The organism is Petrotoga sp. DB-2 (assembly GCF_054051725.1).
Genome location: NZ_JBSVZD010000001.1, coordinates 96,021 through 113,391, shown reverse-complemented (window position 1 = coordinate 113,391; position 17,371 = coordinate 96,021). Strand labels below are relative to the sequence as shown.

General features: G+C 32.8%; 17 protein-coding genes. 5 read left to right on the top strand and 12 right to left on the bottom strand.

Going from position 1 to position 17,371, the window contains the following annotated elements:
• Positions 1-10: 10 nt before the first annotated feature.
• Positions 11-913, bottom strand: a complete 903-nt coding sequence (locus ACW9JY_RS00535) for a carbohydrate ABC transporter permease (protein ID WP_103076585.1) — start codon at positions 911-913, stop codon at positions 11-13.
• 105 nt (positions 914-1,018) lie between these two features.
• On the bottom strand, positions 1,019-2,260 hold the full coding sequence (locus tag ACW9JY_RS00530) for an ABC transporter substrate-binding protein (protein ID WP_457282973.1): 1,242 nt from the start codon (positions 2,258-2,260) through the stop codon (positions 1,019-1,021).
• 322 nt (positions 2,261-2,582) lie between these two features.
• Between ACW9JY_RS00530 and ACW9JY_RS00525 the strand changes: the two genes are divergently transcribed.
• Positions 2,583-3,113 (top strand): dihydrofolate reductase family protein, encoded by a 531-nt coding sequence (locus ACW9JY_RS00525; protein WP_103079388.1) that lies wholly within the window; start codon positions 2,583-2,585, stop codon positions 3,111-3,113.
• Between the two features lie 91 nt (positions 3,114-3,204).
• Complete coding sequence (locus ACW9JY_RS00520) at positions 3,205-4,128, top strand: carbohydrate kinase family protein (RefSeq protein ID WP_103079387.1); 924 nt, start codon at positions 3,205-3,207, stop codon at positions 4,126-4,128.
• Here the strand turns inward: ACW9JY_RS00520 and ACW9JY_RS00515 are convergent.
• From ACW9JY_RS00515 to ACW9JY_RS00470, 10 genes are all read right to left on the bottom strand, one after another.
• On the bottom strand, positions 4,098-4,718 hold the full coding sequence (locus ACW9JY_RS00515) for a ComF family protein (protein WP_103079386.1): 621 nt from the start codon (positions 4,716-4,718) through the stop codon (positions 4,098-4,100). The two genes, ACW9JY_RS00520 and ACW9JY_RS00515, sit on opposite strands and share 31 nt — an antisense overlap.
• Before the next feature lie 7 nt (positions 4,719-4,725).
• Positions 4,726-5,994, bottom strand: a complete 1,269-nt coding sequence (locus ACW9JY_RS00510; protein WP_103079385.1) for a HEAT repeat domain-containing protein — start codon at positions 5,992-5,994, stop codon at positions 4,726-4,728.
• A gap of 158 nt (positions 5,995-6,152) precedes the next feature.
• Complete coding sequence (locus ACW9JY_RS00505) at positions 6,153-6,557, bottom strand: hypothetical protein (RefSeq protein WP_103078751.1); 405 nt, start codon at positions 6,555-6,557, stop codon at positions 6,153-6,155.
• Between the two features lie 25 nt (positions 6,558-6,582).
• Positions 6,583-7,098 carry a hypothetical protein gene (locus ACW9JY_RS00500; protein WP_457282972.1) on the bottom strand — a complete coding sequence of 172 codons (516 nt, stop codon included), beginning with the start codon at positions 7,096-7,098 and terminating at the stop codon, positions 6,583-6,585.
• A gap of 2 nt (positions 7,099-7,100) precedes the next feature.
• Positions 7,101-7,727, bottom strand: coding sequence for an LPS export ABC transporter periplasmic protein LptC (lptC, locus tag ACW9JY_RS00495; protein ID WP_457282971.1), 627 nt, complete (start codon positions 7,725-7,727; stop codon positions 7,101-7,103).
• Positions 7,724-8,497 (bottom strand): patatin-like phospholipase family protein, encoded by a 774-nt coding sequence (locus tag ACW9JY_RS00490; protein ID WP_103076594.1) that lies wholly within the window; start codon positions 8,495-8,497, stop codon positions 7,724-7,726. Before ACW9JY_RS00490 ends, lptC begins: the two co-directional genes overlap by 4 nt.
• Positions 8,498-8,499: 2 nt before the next feature.
• Complete coding sequence (locus ACW9JY_RS00485; protein WP_457282970.1) at positions 8,500-9,294, bottom strand: patatin-like phospholipase family protein; 795 nt, start codon at positions 9,292-9,294, stop codon at positions 8,500-8,502.
• A gap of 15 nt (positions 9,295-9,309) precedes the next feature.
• Entirely contained in the window at positions 9,310-11,370 is a 2,061-nt protein-coding gene (locus ACW9JY_RS00480; RefSeq protein ID WP_457282969.1) for a hypothetical protein, read from the bottom strand.
• A 2-nt stretch (positions 11,371-11,372) separates the two neighbouring features.
• Positions 11,373-13,034: a PEGA domain-containing protein gene (locus ACW9JY_RS00475; RefSeq protein WP_103078757.1), complete on the bottom strand. Its 1,662-nt coding sequence runs from the start codon at positions 13,032-13,034 to the stop codon at positions 11,373-11,375.
• Between the two features lie 2 nt (positions 13,035-13,036).
• Positions 13,037-13,474, bottom strand: a complete 438-nt coding sequence (locus ACW9JY_RS00470) for a MarR family winged helix-turn-helix transcriptional regulator (protein ID WP_103078758.1) — start codon at positions 13,472-13,474, stop codon at positions 13,037-13,039.
• A 323-nt stretch (positions 13,475-13,797) separates the two neighbouring features.
• Here ACW9JY_RS00470 and ACW9JY_RS00465 point away from each other — a divergent pair, with 323 nt between their 5' ends.
• The 3 genes from ACW9JY_RS00465 to ACW9JY_RS00455 all read left to right on the top strand — a co-directional run bounded on the left by ACW9JY_RS00465 (position 13,798) and on the right by ACW9JY_RS00455 (position 17,349).
• Positions 13,798-15,162 carry an MATE family efflux transporter gene (locus ACW9JY_RS00465; RefSeq protein WP_457282968.1) on the top strand — a complete coding sequence of 455 codons (1,365 nt, stop codon included), beginning with the start codon at positions 13,798-13,800 and terminating at the stop codon, positions 15,160-15,162.
• Positions 15,163-15,450: 288 nt separating this feature from the next.
• Positions 15,451-15,915 (top strand): MarR family winged helix-turn-helix transcriptional regulator, encoded by a 465-nt coding sequence (locus ACW9JY_RS00460; RefSeq protein ID WP_457282967.1) that lies wholly within the window; start codon positions 15,451-15,453, stop codon positions 15,913-15,915.
• The gene (locus ACW9JY_RS00455; protein ID WP_103078760.1) at positions 15,916-17,349 is read left to right on the top strand and encodes an MATE family efflux transporter; all 1,434 of its coding nucleotides are present in this window, start codon (positions 15,916-15,918) and stop codon (positions 17,347-17,349) included.
• Positions 17,350-17,371: the final 22 nt, after the last annotated feature.

The following is a 17,371-nucleotide window of genomic DNA, read 5'->3' as shown; positions in this document are numbered from 1 at the left end:
TTTGCCCTCCTCAATCTAATTTAATGTTCAACGAGCGCATATAAATTATTGTAAATATTCCAATTATTAAAAATATTACGACCGATAATGCAGAGCCGTAGCCAAACAAACCTCTTGGAGAGAATATATTATCCATTAAAAGTGACCTATTGTAAACTGCCAAAGTTTCAGTTCCCACTGCACCCTGTGTCATGATGTAAACGATATCGAAAACCCTCAAAGCGTCCAAAGTTCTGAATATTAACGTTACACCAATCGTAGGCCTTAATACAGGCAAAGTGATAGAAGTAAATTGCTTCCATATACTGGCGCCATCAATTCTAGCTGCTTCGTATAACTCATTGGGTATGGTTTGAAGTCCTGCAAGGAGTAAGAGAGCAACAAATGGAGTAGTTTTCCAGACATCAACGCCTATAATCGCAGTCATAGCCATACCTGGAGTTCCTAGAATGGGGGTACCTTCCTCGAGTATTCCTAGATTATATAGCATTAAACTTATTACACCATATTGGTCATTATACATCCATTTCCACATTTGGGAAGAGACCGCTGTAGGTATTGCCCATGGAATTAAAACTGCTGCTCTTACCAAACCTCTCAATTTAAAGTCTGCATTCAATATTAACGCTGTTACTAATCCCAAAAGGAATTCTATAAGTACAGAAAAAAAAGTAAAATATATAGTGTTCCATAAAGAACTCAAAAATCTCGGATCTTGAAACAAATTGATATAATTTTGAAATCCTACAAACTCTCTTTCAAATCCTGGTCTAAGAGACCATTTGAAGAAACTATCATAAAGAGTTTGTCCTAAAGGATAAAAGGCGGTAATACCGATAGCAATTAAAGTTGGAATAATGAGCCAAAATGCAAGCCAGATATCGGATCTTTTATACGTACCTTTCACTTTCATTGACGCACCCCCTAATTATAATCTACTATATTATACAGAAAGGCGGTAGACGGAGGAACTCCGTTTACCGCCCACCTATGAAAAATTATATCAAATTCTTTGTTTTTATTCAACTATAGCTTTGAGATTTTCTGCTAAGTTGTTTAAGGCTTTTTCGGGTTCAGCTTGCTGTGTTAGAACTTCGTGAACAGCAACTTGTATCTCGTAAGAAATTTCAGCATATATTGGAGAAATTGGTCTTGGTTCAGCATTCAAGAAAACATCTAGAAGATCAGCATAGAAATCATTCGCTTCAATAGTTCTTGGATCATTGTATGCCTCGATCAAAGTTGGTGTTTGACCAGCATGAACGGCTTTGTAAACTTGTTGTTCTTTACTAACCAAGAATTTGACCAATTTTTTAGAAGCTTCTATCTCAGCTGGCGAAGAGTTTGCATTTATACCAAGGTTCCATCCACCCAACGTAGCAGAATTTCTTCCATCTGGTTCGGGTCCTTTTGGAAGAACCGTTATACCAACTTTTCCAGCAACAGGTGACTCAGGAGCGTTAACTAAAGGCCATGCGTATGGCCAGTTTCTCATAAACACGGCATCGCCGTTTTGGAAAACTCTTCTACCTTCTTCCTCCATGTAGGTAGTTACTCCCGCTGGACTTACGCCATCTTCTATCAATTTGTCCATGAAAGTTATTGCTGCAACATTGTTATCGTAATATTCAGGATCATCAACGACAACTTCTCCCTCTTTCATTATCTCTCCACCGAAACTGTGAACGAATTCCATAACGTCACAGGTTAAACCTTCATACCTGGCTCCTTGCCATACGAAACCTTCAATTCCTTCTTTCTCGGAGATATCTTTTGCAGCTGTGTACAGTTCATCCCAGGTTTCTGGAACATCATAACCATATTTTTCCAACAAATCTTTTCGGTAATAAAGAATACCAGCATCAGTAAACCATGGTACGGATACCAAACTTCCATCTACGATATTCGAAGCAACAGTTCCAGGGAAAAATCCATCAAGTCCAAAATAATCATAGTCATCCGTCAAATCTACTAAGAATGGAGCGAATTCTGCTGGCCAGATAACGTCAAGCATTAATACATCTGGATCCGGTGTACCTGAAGCTAAGTAAGTAACGTAAAGATCGTGCCTATCCGTAGAACTGTTGGGCATTGGAAGCACATTTACAGTTATGTCTGGATTCTCTTTACTAAAGATCTCCACCTGTTCATAGAGAACTTCCAATTCCTTTCCTACTGCACCAGCCGCTATCGTTATGGTAATAGAAAAAGCGCTCAAAACCATTGTCAATATAGCAAATAAAACAACTACTTTTTTCATACTACTGCCACCTCCTGATATGATATAATAAATTAAATAAACAAATTGATCATTTTATATTTTATCACATGTAACTTTCATCTCAAAAGGGAATTATTTAGGATTAGAAGCTATTAGAACTGATTAAATCCGATTAAAAGCGATTAGAGCCAAAAATCTTAGTTTTCTTTGAAAATGATAAATTCTGTTATAAATCTTATTGAAAAAACAAAAATAATTTAACATTTCGAACTAATCTACTTAGCTTAAAACGTTAAAGGAGTTTTACTATTCCTAAGATTATTAATTATAAAAGAATAGAAGTTTAGGGAGGATTAATTATATGAGAGTAAAGTTAATAATGGTTCAAAGTATGAATGGAAAAATTCGAATGTCAGATGATTCACAAAGAAGTTGGTCCTCGGTAGAAGATAAAGAACATTTCTATAATATAACCAGAGATATTGGCATAGTACTTATGGGTAGAAAAACATTTGAAGAGATAGGTTCTCCTTTAAAAAAAAGAATTAATATTGTGTTGACAGGAAATCCTGAAAAATATAAAGACGTTGAGTTGAAATATGACAAATATCTTTACTTTACAGACAAACCTCCAGAGATATTATTGGATGAACTAGAGAAGGAAGGACACACTGAAGTTGCATTAATAGGGGGTTCTACAATAAACTCCTTGTTTTTAGAAAAAAATTTAATTGATGAAATCTTTCTAACTATCGAACCGGTGATTATTGAAGGTGATCTATCGATTTTCAAATACGTGAATGATAAATATAATTTCAAGCTAAATGATTTTAAAAAATTAAATGAAGATACTATTCTTTTGCATTACCTGAAAACTGATGATAAAAAATAGCCTCTTACGAAATAAAAGAATTTTTCAGAGATATAATGGGGAGTGAGGGGAAAGGGCTCTAAAAAAAGATCAAAAAAGAGGTGGGAATAGAGTGGTTAATTTTGTCTCTTTTGGTGAGGTGTTGATAGACTTCATCTCTAAAGATTATGTAAGAGGATTGAAAAATGCAACTTCCTTTGACAAATTTTTAGGAGGTTCACCAAGTAACATAGCTGTTAACATCTCTAAACAAGGTTTCAAATCTGCTATGATTTCGAGGATAGGTAAGGATCCTTTTGGAGATTTTATCCTTGAACAATTAAATAATTATAATGTGGATGTACAGGCTATTTTACAAGATGAACGATTTTCTACAGACATTGTTTATGTTTTGAAGTCTAAATCTTCTCCCGAATTTTATCCATTGAGATCTGCCTCTTTAAATTTAGATATTACTGATTCATATCTTGATATTGTAAAAAAAGCAAATATCTTTCACTTTTCTTCTTGGTCGTTATCTTCTGATAATAACCTAAAAAATACACTCAAATTGTTAAAAGTTGCCAAAAAAAATAATGTTTTGATAGGATTTGATCCCAATTATAGAGAGATATTGTGGAAAACATCTTTAGAAATAGAAGATGTTCTAAAATTGATTATGCCTTACGTGGATTTTATCAAACCCTCTCTAGATGATTGTATACATATTTTCAAGGAAAATAAAAATGAAGAAGAATACATAAATCATTTCCATGAGCTAGGAGTAAAAAACGTAATTCTTACATTAGGTGAAAAGGGATTTATATTTTCTGACGGTAAAAAAAATACACATTTTGAGTCCTATGCAAAAGAGGTAATAGACACAACGGGAGCAGGGGATGCATTTTGGTCAGGTTTGTACATAGGAACGATTATAGGTTTAGATGTTATAAAAGCCGCCAGGTTGGGGAATGCCTTTTCAGCAGAAAAGTTAAAATATGTGGGAGCGATATGTGATATAAAAAACTATAAAGAACTATTAAAAGAATACCTATAAGCTTTTGCTACAGTAATGCCAATTAAAACATCACATTTATTAATGAGCAAATTACCCACCTCGTTCATCGAAGCCCCTGTAGTGTACACATCATCTATAATAATAATATTCTTCGGGGGGACGTGAATCAATTTTATCTTGTTTTTAACGTTTTCATTTCTCTTTCGATAATCCAATTGAGCTTGTCTTTTATGAGTTTTTGAGGAAAAGAGATTTATTATAGGGAAGCCTAAGATGTCAGAAAAATGGTGAGCAATTAAGTGAGCGGGTACAAAACCTTTTTCATGAATACTTGAGAAATTTGAAGGTACATATGACACAGTATAATTTAGTTCTGGAAATTTTAAATCTATAAAAAACTTTGCTAGCATATTTCCAAAAATTTGGGCAATTTTTGGATGTGAATGGTATTTGAACTCTTTTATTAAGTTGGACAAAGGATACTCGTATTTTCCATAATGATAAACTTTAAAATCACCTTCTGAAAGAGAAGGTGAGTGAAGATTCCCTCTGCAATTGTCGCAAATAAGTTCTCCAAAGTCTACCGCTTTTTCACAAACCAGGCAGTGAGGTTCAAAAACTGCGGTCATTATCTTTTTAAAAATTTACTACCATCTCCGCATTTAGACGTAGAAGTGCATTTAACGCAGCAAGTTTTAAATTACCGTTTTCATAAGGGTCTTTAAGTATTTGATTTGGGATTTCCCAATAATCTTTTGCTTTAAAAAATTTCAGTAGATTAACGGCGGCTTTTCTTAGGGAAATAGGATACATTTTGTTGAGAGCGATTAATGATATATCTTCTATAAAATTATCTAATTTTAATTTTCTTATTATTTTCAACCCTTCCCTTATTCGTTTGGAGGATAATGAATTTAGAAAGTTAGGAACGTAATCTTTAAGCATATAGTCTTGAAAATAAATGAGATAGTCACTTGCACCGATGACTAAGTCATCGTCTACGGCAGATAATAAGTCTCTACAAAAATCTACATAACTCATATCTTCCTTTTCAGTAGCTAATTTCAATCCAAACTTAACGATTTTTGCCTCTTCACTGTTCACCAATTGGTCGATCAACCAGGTAGGAATAGAATCAATTCCACAAACTTTCTTTGAGGTATTTGCAGCAAGCTGAAGAATGTGAATATCTTTTTCTTCCTGCAAGATTTTTTCGATGAATTTATTTATAACTTCACACGGTAAACCAGAAAAGAATTTTATTATTATACCTTTTGTTTCATTGTTGCAATCAAAATAAGTTTCTTTTAAAGAGTTAAAAAAGGTATAGGCATCTTCTCTTTCATAAAATCTTCTTAGCGCCATAACCTTAACGCTTTTATCTACTTGTTCGGATTTTAAGGTTTCAGAGATGTTCTGCAAAGCAGAAATCAGCTGTTTTATTTTAATATAGGGATCGTTTTTCATTTTACTAATAATCTTTTCTGAATCTTCGGGGTAGAATTCCAAAAAGGTGGATATCAGTTGATATCTAACCATTGGATCGGGATCTTCGGTAAACTCCAAAATAAATTCTATAGGTTTTATATCCATTTGAATGTAGCTGATAATTGCTTCTTTTCTAATGTTTGCTGAAATGTCTTTCAAAGACTCTTTTATAGTATTCTCATCCAAAAGACCCATTTTATCTAAGTACCTATATGCAGAAAATCTGACATTTTTATCGGGATCTTTTAAATACTCTTTAATCCTTGGGGCATCAATTTTTTGCTTTGTTAATTCTTGAATAGCTTTGGATTTAAAAGAAGGATAAGGAGAATCCAACATATCAAAGTAAATTTGAATATTCTCTGACTTTATTCTTTCTTCTAAAATTTTGTAGGTTTCGATTATTTCATTAGCCATTGATTACTGATTTCCTCCTAAGTTTTATCTTTTGGGGTTTTTAGAAACTTTAAAACATGTGTTAGCGCCCCTTCGCCCCGCTCCCCACCCATAAGGATAAAAAAGCTTTTTCTTTTTCCCCTTCTCCCCACCCATTTAAGGATCTTTCTCTAGAAACTCTAAAAAGGGATGAAAAGCTTTAACTCATACTCATCATCCCATGTTACATTTAAAAATTTTCCATCGTATGAAAAAGTTGTTATATTTCCTGAAATCAATGTGGACCCTTTATCCCACCCTGAATCTTTGTAACGGTTAATCTTTTGTGTGAATTTATTGTATGAAAAACCAACTATGTTGCCATCAGATGAATTTCCTAAGACGGTTGAAGAATCGTAGGAGGTCACATTAGTAATCTCATTTTTTGCAACAACTATCACTTCCATAACGGCGTTGGAAATAAGATTTAGATTAACCATTTCATCTAACGAACTTTTTAAAATGTTGATTGTACCGAAAAAAGTACCTATTACGATCAGCATTGATAAAGAAACGATAAAAATTTCAAATATACTCTCTATCATTAGAAACCCTTGATTTTTATTCATTTTACAAAGGTTCTACTAAAAAGATTGAAAAGTCAATCCTACCGTTTACCACCCTTAACTCCAACTTTAAATCATCGATGAACTCAGCAGGTTTTGGAACTACGTAACCGAATTTTATAGCGAAATAGTTCAAGGGATCCTCAGTATTGTTGAATGGGTATCCCACGTACAATTTTCCTAAAATGTTATTAAAATTCAAATTAAAGCCTCCATATGCAAGAGTCCCTGGAAAATCTTCACCATACACCCATAATAAACCAACATCTAAAAAAGTGTTCGGGTTTATATCTAAAAGTTTAGCAGAAACATCCGTAACCGTGATCAAAGAGAACGTTTCTCCAAAGTTTGGGCTAAGATCAAAATCAAGGTTGAAGGAATCTGACTCCAATCCACTCTTTAAAGCAAATTTGAAACCATCAGGATAATTCAGCAAAGAAAAACCTACGTCGTAATACGTTTGAGAATAAACCGGAACAAAGAGAGAAAGTAAGAAAAAAACAACAAAAATCTTCTTCATGATCATTCCTCCTCTTCTGCTACTTCCAAAATTAAATTAACCGCCTGAGCCTCTATATCGTTGTTTTGCGTATTGAAAGTGGCATATGTTGATGTCATATCAATTTTTTTTACAGAATTTATGATATGGACATTTTCAGAAAGCGTGAGCAAGTTTTCGTTTTCAACAAAAACAAAGGATTTTGCGTTTATTATATAATCTTCTTTTTTAATAAAAACCGGATTTTCAGAGCTTCCTTCGTATCTTTTGTTATTGTTATCTATAAGTAGTTCGTTAGAATCTATTTCAATCTCTGATTCTTCCAAAAAAATCTTAGCTAAAACATTCCCTGAAAGTGTTCCTTTTTCAGTCTGAAGGTCAAAGCTCATAGAAGTGGATGTGGCTTCAAACGTGTCACCTGTTATATAAACCTTGTCGGTGTTTACATCTCGCCACTCGTCGTCAACGAGTGTGATGGTGGCAAAATCCGTTGAAATAGAAAGATCTTCTTTCTGTATAAGGACATTATTTTTCAGTATATACCTACTTTCTTCCCCTTTTACTTCATCTGCTCTTACATTTATTTGCGCAGAATAAATGATCAAATTTGTTAATATAAGCGTTAAAAAAAATACAGTAAAACGCTTCATTTTTTGGCCTCCAAAAAATTATTAGCTTGATTTTGACCATCAAAAAAAGCCGACATATTAAAATAATCTTTCAATTGTTTTTGTGGCTCAATAGTATTAAAACCTTCAGTCAATAAACGATAATTTTTTAATGTTCTAGAGTAAGAAGTTTTTAAAAGAATTTCGACGGTATTTTTTGGATATGGATAAGTTAAAGCAGGATCAAAAGATATTATTACTGCATCTTTAGGAAATTTTTGAGGAATAAACGATATATATGAGGTTGGAATAAAAAATCCACCTTGAAATTCATAGTAACTATAATAAGGTGGAAAAGCTAATTCCATCATTAACATATCAACAATTCTTGTTTCGTTCTCCAGTATAATTACTTCTCTTTTTTTTAGCTCGAAGACTTCGAAACTTACATTTGCTTCAAGTGAAGAAAGCGTTTGATCACCAAAATAATCTTCCAAAAACTTTTTTAAAGAATCTGGATTGTAAAGGGACATTTTTCCTCTTCCCAATCTTATCAATGCCGTTGTTTGAGCGTATCTACTGTTGTATAATTCCGTATTGGTAATTACTTCACGTAAAGGGTTGTTTTTTTCGTATATGAAATCTTTTAAACGGCCGAAAAAGTTCACCCCGTACATAGAATAAAATAAACCTCTTAAACTACCTAAACTAGAGGTATATAGGTTTAAGACTTTTTCTTTTTTTGCTATAGACTCTAAGACGCCAGATTCCCAATAAAAACCTTCAAAAAATCCTCCCATTACTAAGTTCAACGTTACTCCCTCACTTTATTTTGCATAGATTTTAAAAAGTTTTTAGCATTTTGGTATATTTCATTAAAATAAGAAAAACCCTCCCATGAATACTCTATCGGGAATGTGTAAACTTCTTCTGCTTTATTTATTTCATAGTTAACCATCAAATCATTTTTAAAATCTTCTATGGAAATAATATAATCCAATCCGTCGTTAAATTTAAAATCGTTCTTAACCTCGCCATTTAAATTACTTGCTATTATATAATCTGCTCCTAGCTTTTTAGCTAATTTTACTGGAACAGGAGTTAAAACACCTCCATCCAAAAGGCTCATGCCCCCTAACCTTAAAGGCGGAAAAACTCCAGGAACACTTGAAGAAGCCATAACAGCATCGATTATGTACCCTTCTGTGATCTCAACTTCTTCTCCGCTTTCTAAATCATATGAAACGATTCCCAGTTTTATCTTACAATCAGAGAAGCGTTTACGTCCATACAACTGTTTGTAAATATCGTAAACGAAATCATTTTTTAAAAAGCTCTTGCCTGCAACCATTTTAGGGAAATTAGTAATTCTGTTGTTTAGAGTTCTAAACTGCGAATCTATCATTTTTTTCTTTTTAAGTGTCAAGTCTTTGAATATTTTAAATAGCTCTACATCAGGATTTAAAGCATAGAGGGCCCCAACTAAAGCACCTACACTGGACCCTGTTACTACTTCGACTTTTATCGATCTTTCTTTCAGTTCATCTATTAAGGCAACGTGAGCAGCCCCTCTTGCACCGCCACTTCCTAAAGCTATTCCGTAAACCATTCTTTCCTCCTGTAATTATTGGAATAATAAAACAATTCCTGCACCAACCAATACTCCAACAAGTCCCGCAATTATCGATGAAACATAAGTTTTATTAGGTTTTTCTATCTGTTGTATAGAACTTTCTAAATTATTAATTTTTTCTACATTCTCATCTGTTTTTTGTGAGAGCGTGGCAATACTTTCATCGTGAAGAAAAACGGTTTTTTCGATATTAGAAAGCCTTGATTCAACACTTGAAAGTTTATCTTCGATATTGTTTAATTCTTTTTCAAGGGAAACTAACTCCGTTGCTAACTGTTGAGATAATTCTGCCTTTAGATCGTTTTTTAACATCATAGGATCGTTCAAATATTCAGTCTCACTTTTAATTTCATAGTATTTTTCAAGTAAAGAATTATAAGAATTTTTAAGCTCTTCTATCTCAGAGGAAGTTATTTGAAAATTGTTCAAAGTATTTTCAATATTGGATAATCTATTCTGTACCTGTATTATATCATTTTGTAACTGCGCATTAGTTCTATTCAGATTTTGGTAGTTATCATTCAAATAATCAACTGTTTCAGCAATTTTTGTTATATCCCCTATTTGTGATAATGTATCTTTATTTAAATTAGTCAAGGTTGCTAAAGAGGATATTTGAGCATCTAACACTTCTGTTTTCTCTTTTAAATTTTGAATATCACCGTTATTTTTTTCTAATGCCAAATAAAGTTCGTCCAAATTATTTTTAAATTCTTCGAACATCGTAGCATATACAGTCAGTTCACCAATTTGATCATAATAAGTACCAATCGTTCTTTCTAAGCTCGAAACTCTTTCTTGCAAATTTTTTATATCCAGAGTATATTGGGAATCAACCATCTCTGATGACGTTGGTGTGAGTTTTGATAATTCAAAAATTATATTGTCCAATTTTTTGTTCTGAATTATTATTTGTTCAGAAAGAGTGTTATATTTATTTTGCAAATCTAATATTTTAGAGTTGTAGTAGGCATGCCTTGCATCGAAAGTTTCTATGTAAGATTGGTTTGAAGCCACTTGATCATATAATACAGATAGATCGTTCGAGAGATTATTAGTTTTTACTTTCATTCCTTCGATATCGGCTCTTATTCCCAACAACAATTCATCGTTTAATGTTTCTGTTGAAATACTTGTTGAAACGTTTGATAAGATGAAATTCAACTTAGCCTCGTTTTCATTAATCTTTTTATTCAGTTCATTATAACTATTTTTATATGGAAGTATCTCACTTTCTATCCTTACAATCCTTTGCTCAAGATTATTCAATGTAGCTGACAATGTGTCGTTATAAAGATAAACTTCGTTTTTAGCGATGTTTGTCAAAGAGGTTTTCAACCCATCTATTTCGAGATTTAATCTCATGTCTATATAATTTTTTAATTCTTCTTTATTCGATTGAGTTGAATCTATCAATACAGATTCCAAACTTTCAATAGTTTGATCGTATTTAGCGTTTAAGTTCATTACCTCTTGTTCGAAATGATTGAGGCGTTCTTGAAAAATTGTCAAGGATGCCATTGAAGAGTCAGCAATCATTTGTACTTCATCTTGTGCCGTTTTTTTTGCAATATCGATCGCTCCTTGAGAAATTTCTTGGAAGATAACGTTGTCTTCGTTAATTGGTTGACTAGGATCAATTACCGCTAAAATATCTGAAACATTTTTCCCTAAATTTTGGATAGAGGAGTCCAGATAAGATAGTCGGTCATCGTGGGCAAAAACGGTACTTTCTAAATTGTACAATCTTTTTTCAGCATTTAAATTTTCGAGGTTGAGCAATCTGTTACTTATTTCTTCGAGTTCTTGACCATAAAGTCCATCTACATAATCGAGCATATTTGAACCAAACTCTGCCAAATCATATCTTAAAACTTGCTGAGAACCTCTGAAACGGCCTTGATTGTCTAGATACATGATTCCTGATTCAACCATTCTCACCACTTGAGGATATATCGGTGAGGATGGTTGTAAATCTACTATGTTGGTTTGGGATAACAAACTCAATGAAATAAAAGTAAAAAACAAAAATAAAACTATTTTTTTCGCCATATTTATAACCCTCCAAAAAGTTTGTCTAGATCAACGTACATAGGTTCGTTTACGAAAATTACTACAGACATTTCTCCATTTGAAAACAAATTTGGTCCTGAAGGTAAATAAAGCACTTTCTCTGTGTGAGTAAATTCTTCACCATTGATAGTATACTTCTCCCCGGTAAAATCTACCTTCACAGGTACATGAGAGTCAAATTCAAAATGTACGAAACTCTTTTCACCAGGGCTTATAGTCACTTTTTGTTGTTTGATTTCATTGAACTTTCTGACCTCTATCGTATAATCTCCTGATTTTAACGGGTAACCAAAGCAATCCTTATAATTCAAATATTGGCCATCAATGTAAATAAGAGGATCTTTAACGTTTGTGGTAATAAACAGGTTACCAAAATCACTTCCGGTATAAATATCCACACTTTCAGAAGGTTCCAAAAGGATGCTATACGTTCTATTTAATGTCCTTACGTTTACAAACTGAGGATTGTTTAACATATTGTAAAGAAAAAATGCAGGAGTCTTTTGGGTTTTTCCTAGAAAGCTCACGGGCGTATTGTGTAGAGAATAAACATTTACTGTACTCAGTTTATTTAAATCTATACTTTCCATTTTGTCATAAAAATCTCTATAAATCGGAAATTCTAAACTTTTCTTTCCCGATATAATCCTAACAAAATGTGGTGAATCATCCAAAATAATCGAATCAATTCCTTTTCCTACGTATTTTCCATCGATATTGAATTCATAATTTTCAGAATTCAGAAAACTTATTGTATTTAAAAGTGGATTCAGTTCAACATAATATTTATTCAAACCGTTTTGTGTCAATTCAATCATCAAATTTGTGGATACATATCCTAATTTAGATAATGTTAAATTATATGTTCCAGTAGGGAATAAACCTTTCATTGGAGTACTTCCTACATATTCATTATCCAAAAATACGCCCACATCTTTTGGTTCGCTATCAACAAAAAGTTCTATTCCATTTTCTAATTCAACTAATATTCTATCATCTTGAGGCAAATCTTTTAATGTGTTGACTAAATAACCTTCTTTTTCCAACGAAATTATATCGAAATTACTTCTTTTTACGGTAATAGGTGTTTTTCCAACTAACTTTCCATCTACGAAAACGTTTGCTTGAGGAGGATTTGATTCGAGCAGTATTTCATCAATTGGAATTAAAGCGATACTTAAATTTTTCTTATCAAATGGTTTCAGTTCAAGGTTTATCTCTTTAGCAAAAAATCCATCTTTTTCTATAATTATTTTTTCTACGGTGTAGGGAATATCAACTTCATAAGATGGGGGTAAAGGTATATCGTAATTTTGGTTTAAAAAGGTGTATTTTATGTTGACAGAATCAACGTTGATATCAAAAATAAGTTTAGTTAAAGGTACTTGTTCGGCTGTAATTTGGGATTCGTTTCCTAAAAGCTCTATATAGGCAATAAAATCGCTGTATCCCAGTTTTTTTATTTCTAGATAACCGGACTTATCATCAGGTACTTCGATTGTAAAAGGTGTTTCGGTAACAGTTCCCATAAATTGAGAATCAAAATAAATCTCACTACCAGTTAATGCTGTTATATTTATTGTATAAGAAAAAAGTAATGTGGTAAAGATTAATAAAAGAAGCAATATCAACTTTCTATACACTGTTAAATCTCACCCCGTTTTTCATTCAAAATCTTATTGATCTCATTTAATATTTCTATGCTTCTTTCTTTTTCTCCCAATTTTTCATATACTTTTTCCATTAATTTTACCCTGTTTTTTATCACGTTTTCTATTATATTAGTTCCTTCTTGAGTTATTTGGACAACGTATACCCTTTTATCCTTCTTGGATTTTTCTCTAACCAAATATCCTGCAATCTCCAATCTTCTAATGAGTCCTGTTGTTGTGCTTTTAGTTACTCCCAATCTTTTACTGATATCACTGAGCATTTTAGGACCTTTGAAATAAACGGTTTGCAAAACATCAAACTGAGCTGGAGAAATGTTGAATTCTTTTAAGACTTTCCTTCCTTCACTTTTAACTTTTGAACAAATTTCTCTAATTAACTTTTCCATTTGAATTGAAGGATTATTTTCCATTTTATTCCTCCCGAAATTATGAAATTACCATATTTAGAAACTCTAAAAATTGATTAAAGTACCTATTATTAAAATATAAAGGAATTTTTTAGGTTTCCTGGATTTAACCATCATCAAAATGAAATATCTAATATAGTATATCATATTCTTGGAAAATCAAACTGACAATTTACAAGGTTGAGTTATTTAAACATAAATGGTAAAATATTCAAAGGCTCTTAAAAAGTATTTTTAAGAGCAAAGACTCTTTTAATTTTTTTGGGTAGGAAGCGGGGCGAAAGGCGCTATTAATAAAATTATTTTAATGTTTATGGGAGGAATATATGGAAAAAGATCTAACAAAGGGTAGTATAATAAAGAATATTTTGTTGATGGCCTTGCCCACAATGGTTGGTATGGCAGCCCAAATGGTTTACGATTTAGTGGATATCTTTTGGATTGGTATGATTTCCAGTGAGGCGATAGCAGGGGTAACAGTTTTTTCAACAATATTTTGGATGGTAGATTCATTAAATGAGATTATTGGTGTAAGTTCAATCTCATTGGTGTCTCAAGCTTACGGTAAAAAAGATTATCATCAAACTGCGAGATCAATTGAACAAACGATAAGTTTCAAATTTTTGGTTGCATTAATAGCTGCAACTTTCATGGCAATATTTTTAGAACCATTAATGTCTCTTTTTGTAGATGAAACTGTTGTAGACTACGGTTTAGCTTATGGTTATTTAAGATTATTCTTTTTACCGATAATGTTCTCTTCTTACTCGATAAACACCGTTTTTAGATGTTTGGGCGATGCTAAAACTCCTATGATTATCATGATAACGGTTAGCATACTAAACCTTTTTCTTGATCCGATTTTTATCTTTGAAACAGTGCCTTTTATCAACTTACCGGGCTTGGGTTTTGGAGTTTTTGGTGCCGCAATAGCAACCGTCGTTTCCCAGACCATAGCTTTTCTTATCGGTTTTTTAATACTTTTTACCAGAACACACGAAGTAAAACCTCGTATAAAAGGTTTATTTAGACTAAATAAAGATATTGATATCAAATTAATAACTATAGGGCTACCCAATGGTATAGAAATATTTTTTAGGAATCTATCCAATGTGGTTATATTAGGTTTTGTCTCACTTTTTGGTAATGAGGCTATCGCAGCAAATGGGATTGCTGGCAGGATATTTGGCTTTGCCTTTGTTCCTTTATTTGGCCTCACTATGGGGGCATCTTCTGTTGTTGGTCAAACAATCGGAGCAGGAGATATAAGAAGATCGGAAAAAGCTGCAAATCTAACGGGAATACTGGGTTCAGCTGTAATGTTATTTTTCATTCTAATGGCTTTTGGATTTGGTGAAAATGTGATCTCTCTCTTCACAAACGATCCTATTGTAATTAAATATGGAACAGAATTTTTAAAGTATGGATCAGTGGGTTTAGTGGTACTAGGATATGGATTTGGTCTTGCGAGTGCTTTTTCTGGGTCGGGATACAACTTTCCGTTTCTTTTATCCAGCATTATTTCAAGGTGGGGTATACAATTATGCATTTTAATCGTAGCTATTAATATTTTTAATCAGTCCTTAACATGGGTATGGCTTTCTTATATGTTTGGCGATATTGCAGAATCTCTTATTCTTTTTTATTTTTATAAAAAGGGCAGATGGAAAGGGAAAAAAGCTTGGCAGTAAAATATAAAACACCAGAAAATATTAGTTGCACATGCAACCAAATCTTAACGGGAAAATGGTTGTATATGCAACAATTTTTTTTTATAATTATTTTAGGCAACTTTCCTTCCCTTACCTTATGGACGGGGAGTGTTTGCTGCAGTATGCAAACCATGTTTTTTCATAATGCCTTTGAAATAATTTCCAAATTCTCATTTGCGAAGCAAATGATGTACGGGCGCTAAAACATGTTTTAAAGTTTCTAAAGACACTATAAATAAGATTTTAAAAGGAGGCGAAAATCAAAAGTTGTTTAACTCTGAACAAGATACATCAGTTATTAGCAAGATATCCTGTTTATTCAGAACGATGAATTCTATGATGAAAAAAGAACTTGAAAAGTATGACATTGGAAGGGGTCAATTTCACTTTCTTATGTACTTACTTAAAAATGGAGATGGAATAAGTCAAGAAGAATTAAAGGAAAATCTAAATTTTGACAAAGCTACCACTGCCAGAGCGATCAAGAAACTTATAAAAAATGGTTATCTTACCAAAAAAATCGATGATAACGATCATAGGATCAATAGGATATTCTTGACTCATAAAGCTTACAATATCTATAACGAAATGGAAAAGTTGAATAACTATTGGGAGAAAATTATAACAGATAATCTTTCACTTGAAGAAAAAGAAATGGTTCAGGATATATTGAATAAAATGCTCGATAATATACTAACATACAAAGTCAAAGATCATCAGGGGGTGTCGTAATTGGAAGAAAATACTAAAAAGCTTGAAAACAAGAAGATAGGGAAGTTATTAATGGAATTATCATTACCAGCTATAGCTGCCATGTTGGTGCAAGCATTATATAATTTTGTCGATACTATATACATTGCAAGAGGTGTTGGTACACTTGGAATAGCTGGAGTATCTGTTGCGTTTCCCATTCAAATGATCATTATGGCTACTGCTGGAATGATAGGAATAGGTGGGGGGACATTAATATCCCGAAGTTTAGGAGCAAAGGATTCAGAACGCGCAGAGAAGGCTTTAGGGAACATTTTTACTACTATATTTGTTTTAAGCATAGGTCTTTCTATATTGGGGACAATCTTTTTAGATCCAATTTTAAATCTTTTTGGTGCTACTCCTGATATCCTTTCATACTCAGAGGATTACATGAGTGTAATCCTTTATGGAGCGATATTCTTTTCAATTGCAATGGCAAGTCACAACGTTATGAGAGCAGAAGGTAACGCAAAATATGCAATGATATCTATGATAATTCCAGGGATATTGAACATTATTCTTGATCCTATTTTTATATTTGGCTTAAATATGGAAGTAAAAGGTGCAGCAGTAGCTACTGTTCTTTCTCAGTTTGTTGGGGTTGTTTATATAGGATACTACTTTTTCAGTGGGAAAAGTTCTTTGAAATTTCACAGGAAGAATTTCATATTAGATTGGCACATTATGTCTGAAACACTAGCGGTTGGAGCTTCTGCTTTTGTTAGGCAAGTTGCTGGGAGTTTACTAGCAATAGTTTTAAATAATTTGCTAGGAACGTACGGGAGTTCTCTGCATATAGCAATTTTCGGGGTAATAAATAGACTTTTTATGTTCTTTTTTATGCCTATGTTCGGTATCGCACAAGGTTTTTTACCAATAGCCGGTTATAACTACGGAGCTAAAAGATATGACAGAGTAAAAGAAGTTTTGAAAAAAGCAGCAATCGCTGCTATTACATGGTCTACAGTTTCGTTTACATTAGTTCAATTGTTTCCAGGTTTTCTACTTTCTATATTTTCAACGGATCCATCTTTGATTACCGAAGGGATTCCCGCTTTAAGGATAGACGCGATGTTTATATGGATCGTAGGTTTTCAAGTTGTAGGATCTGCTTTATTTCAAGCTATTGGTAGAGCTGGTCCGGCGTTGTTGTTATCAATGTCAAGACAAATATTGATATTTATTCCGATGGTCTTTATTATGTCGCACTTTTTTGGATTAATGGGCATCTGGTACACGTTTCCTGTTTCTGATGTTTTATCAGCCCTGTTGACATTATTTTTTGTAATCAGGGAGATCAAAATTCTGAATACTCTACAGAAAAAGCAAATTCAAATTAACGATGAAGGAAAAGAAATTGAAGAATCTTATACATCCGAAGGTAAACATGAATACCAACCCCAAGAAAAATAATAAGGCTCGATAAAAATATATC

What these genes read in the sequence shown, in the direction of transcription:
- ACW9JY_RS00535 (WP_103076585.1), bottom strand. Translation starts at nt 913, where the DNA reads ATGAAAGTGAAAGGTACGTATAAAAGATCCGATATCTGGCTTGCATTT.
- ACW9JY_RS00530 (WP_457282973.1), bottom strand. Translation starts at nt 2,260, where the DNA reads ATGAAAAAAGTAGTTGTTTTATTTGCTATATTGACAATGGTTTTGAGC.
- ACW9JY_RS00525 (WP_103079388.1), top strand. Translation starts at nt 2,583, where the DNA reads ATGAGAGTAAAGTTAATAATGGTTCAAAGTATGAATGGAAAAATTCGA.
- ACW9JY_RS00515 (WP_103079386.1), bottom strand. Translation starts at nt 4,718, where the DNA reads ATGACCGCAGTTTTTGAACCTCACTGCCTGGTTTGTGAAAAAGCGGTA.
- ACW9JY_RS00510 (WP_103079385.1), bottom strand. Translation starts at nt 5,994, where the DNA reads ATGGCTAATGAAATAATCGAAACCTACAAAATTTTAGAAGAAAGAATA.
- ACW9JY_RS00505 (WP_103078751.1), bottom strand. Translation starts at nt 6,557, where the DNA reads ATGATAGAGAGTATATTTGAAATTTTTATCGTTTCTTTATCAATGCTG.
- ACW9JY_RS00500 (WP_457282972.1), bottom strand. Translation starts at nt 7,098, where the DNA reads ATGAAGAAGATTTTTGTTGTTTTTTTCTTACTTTCTCTCTTTGTTCCG.
- lptC (WP_457282971.1), bottom strand. Translation starts at nt 7,727, where the DNA reads ATGAAGCGTTTTACTGTATTTTTTTTAACGCTTATATTAACAAATTTG.
- ACW9JY_RS00485 (WP_457282970.1), bottom strand. Translation starts at nt 9,294, where the DNA reads ATGGTTTACGGAATAGCTTTAGGAAGTGGCGGTGCAAGAGGGGCTGCT.
- ACW9JY_RS00480 (WP_457282969.1), bottom strand. Translation starts at nt 11,370, where the DNA reads ATGGCGAAAAAAATAGTTTTATTTTTGTTTTTTACTTTTATTTCATTG.
- ACW9JY_RS00470 (WP_103078758.1), bottom strand. Translation starts at nt 13,474, where the DNA reads ATGGAAAATAATCCTTCAATTCAAATGGAAAAGTTAATTAGAGAAATT.
- ACW9JY_RS00465 (WP_457282968.1), top strand. Translation starts at nt 13,798, where the DNA reads ATGGAAAAAGATCTAACAAAGGGTAGTATAATAAAGAATATTTTGTTG.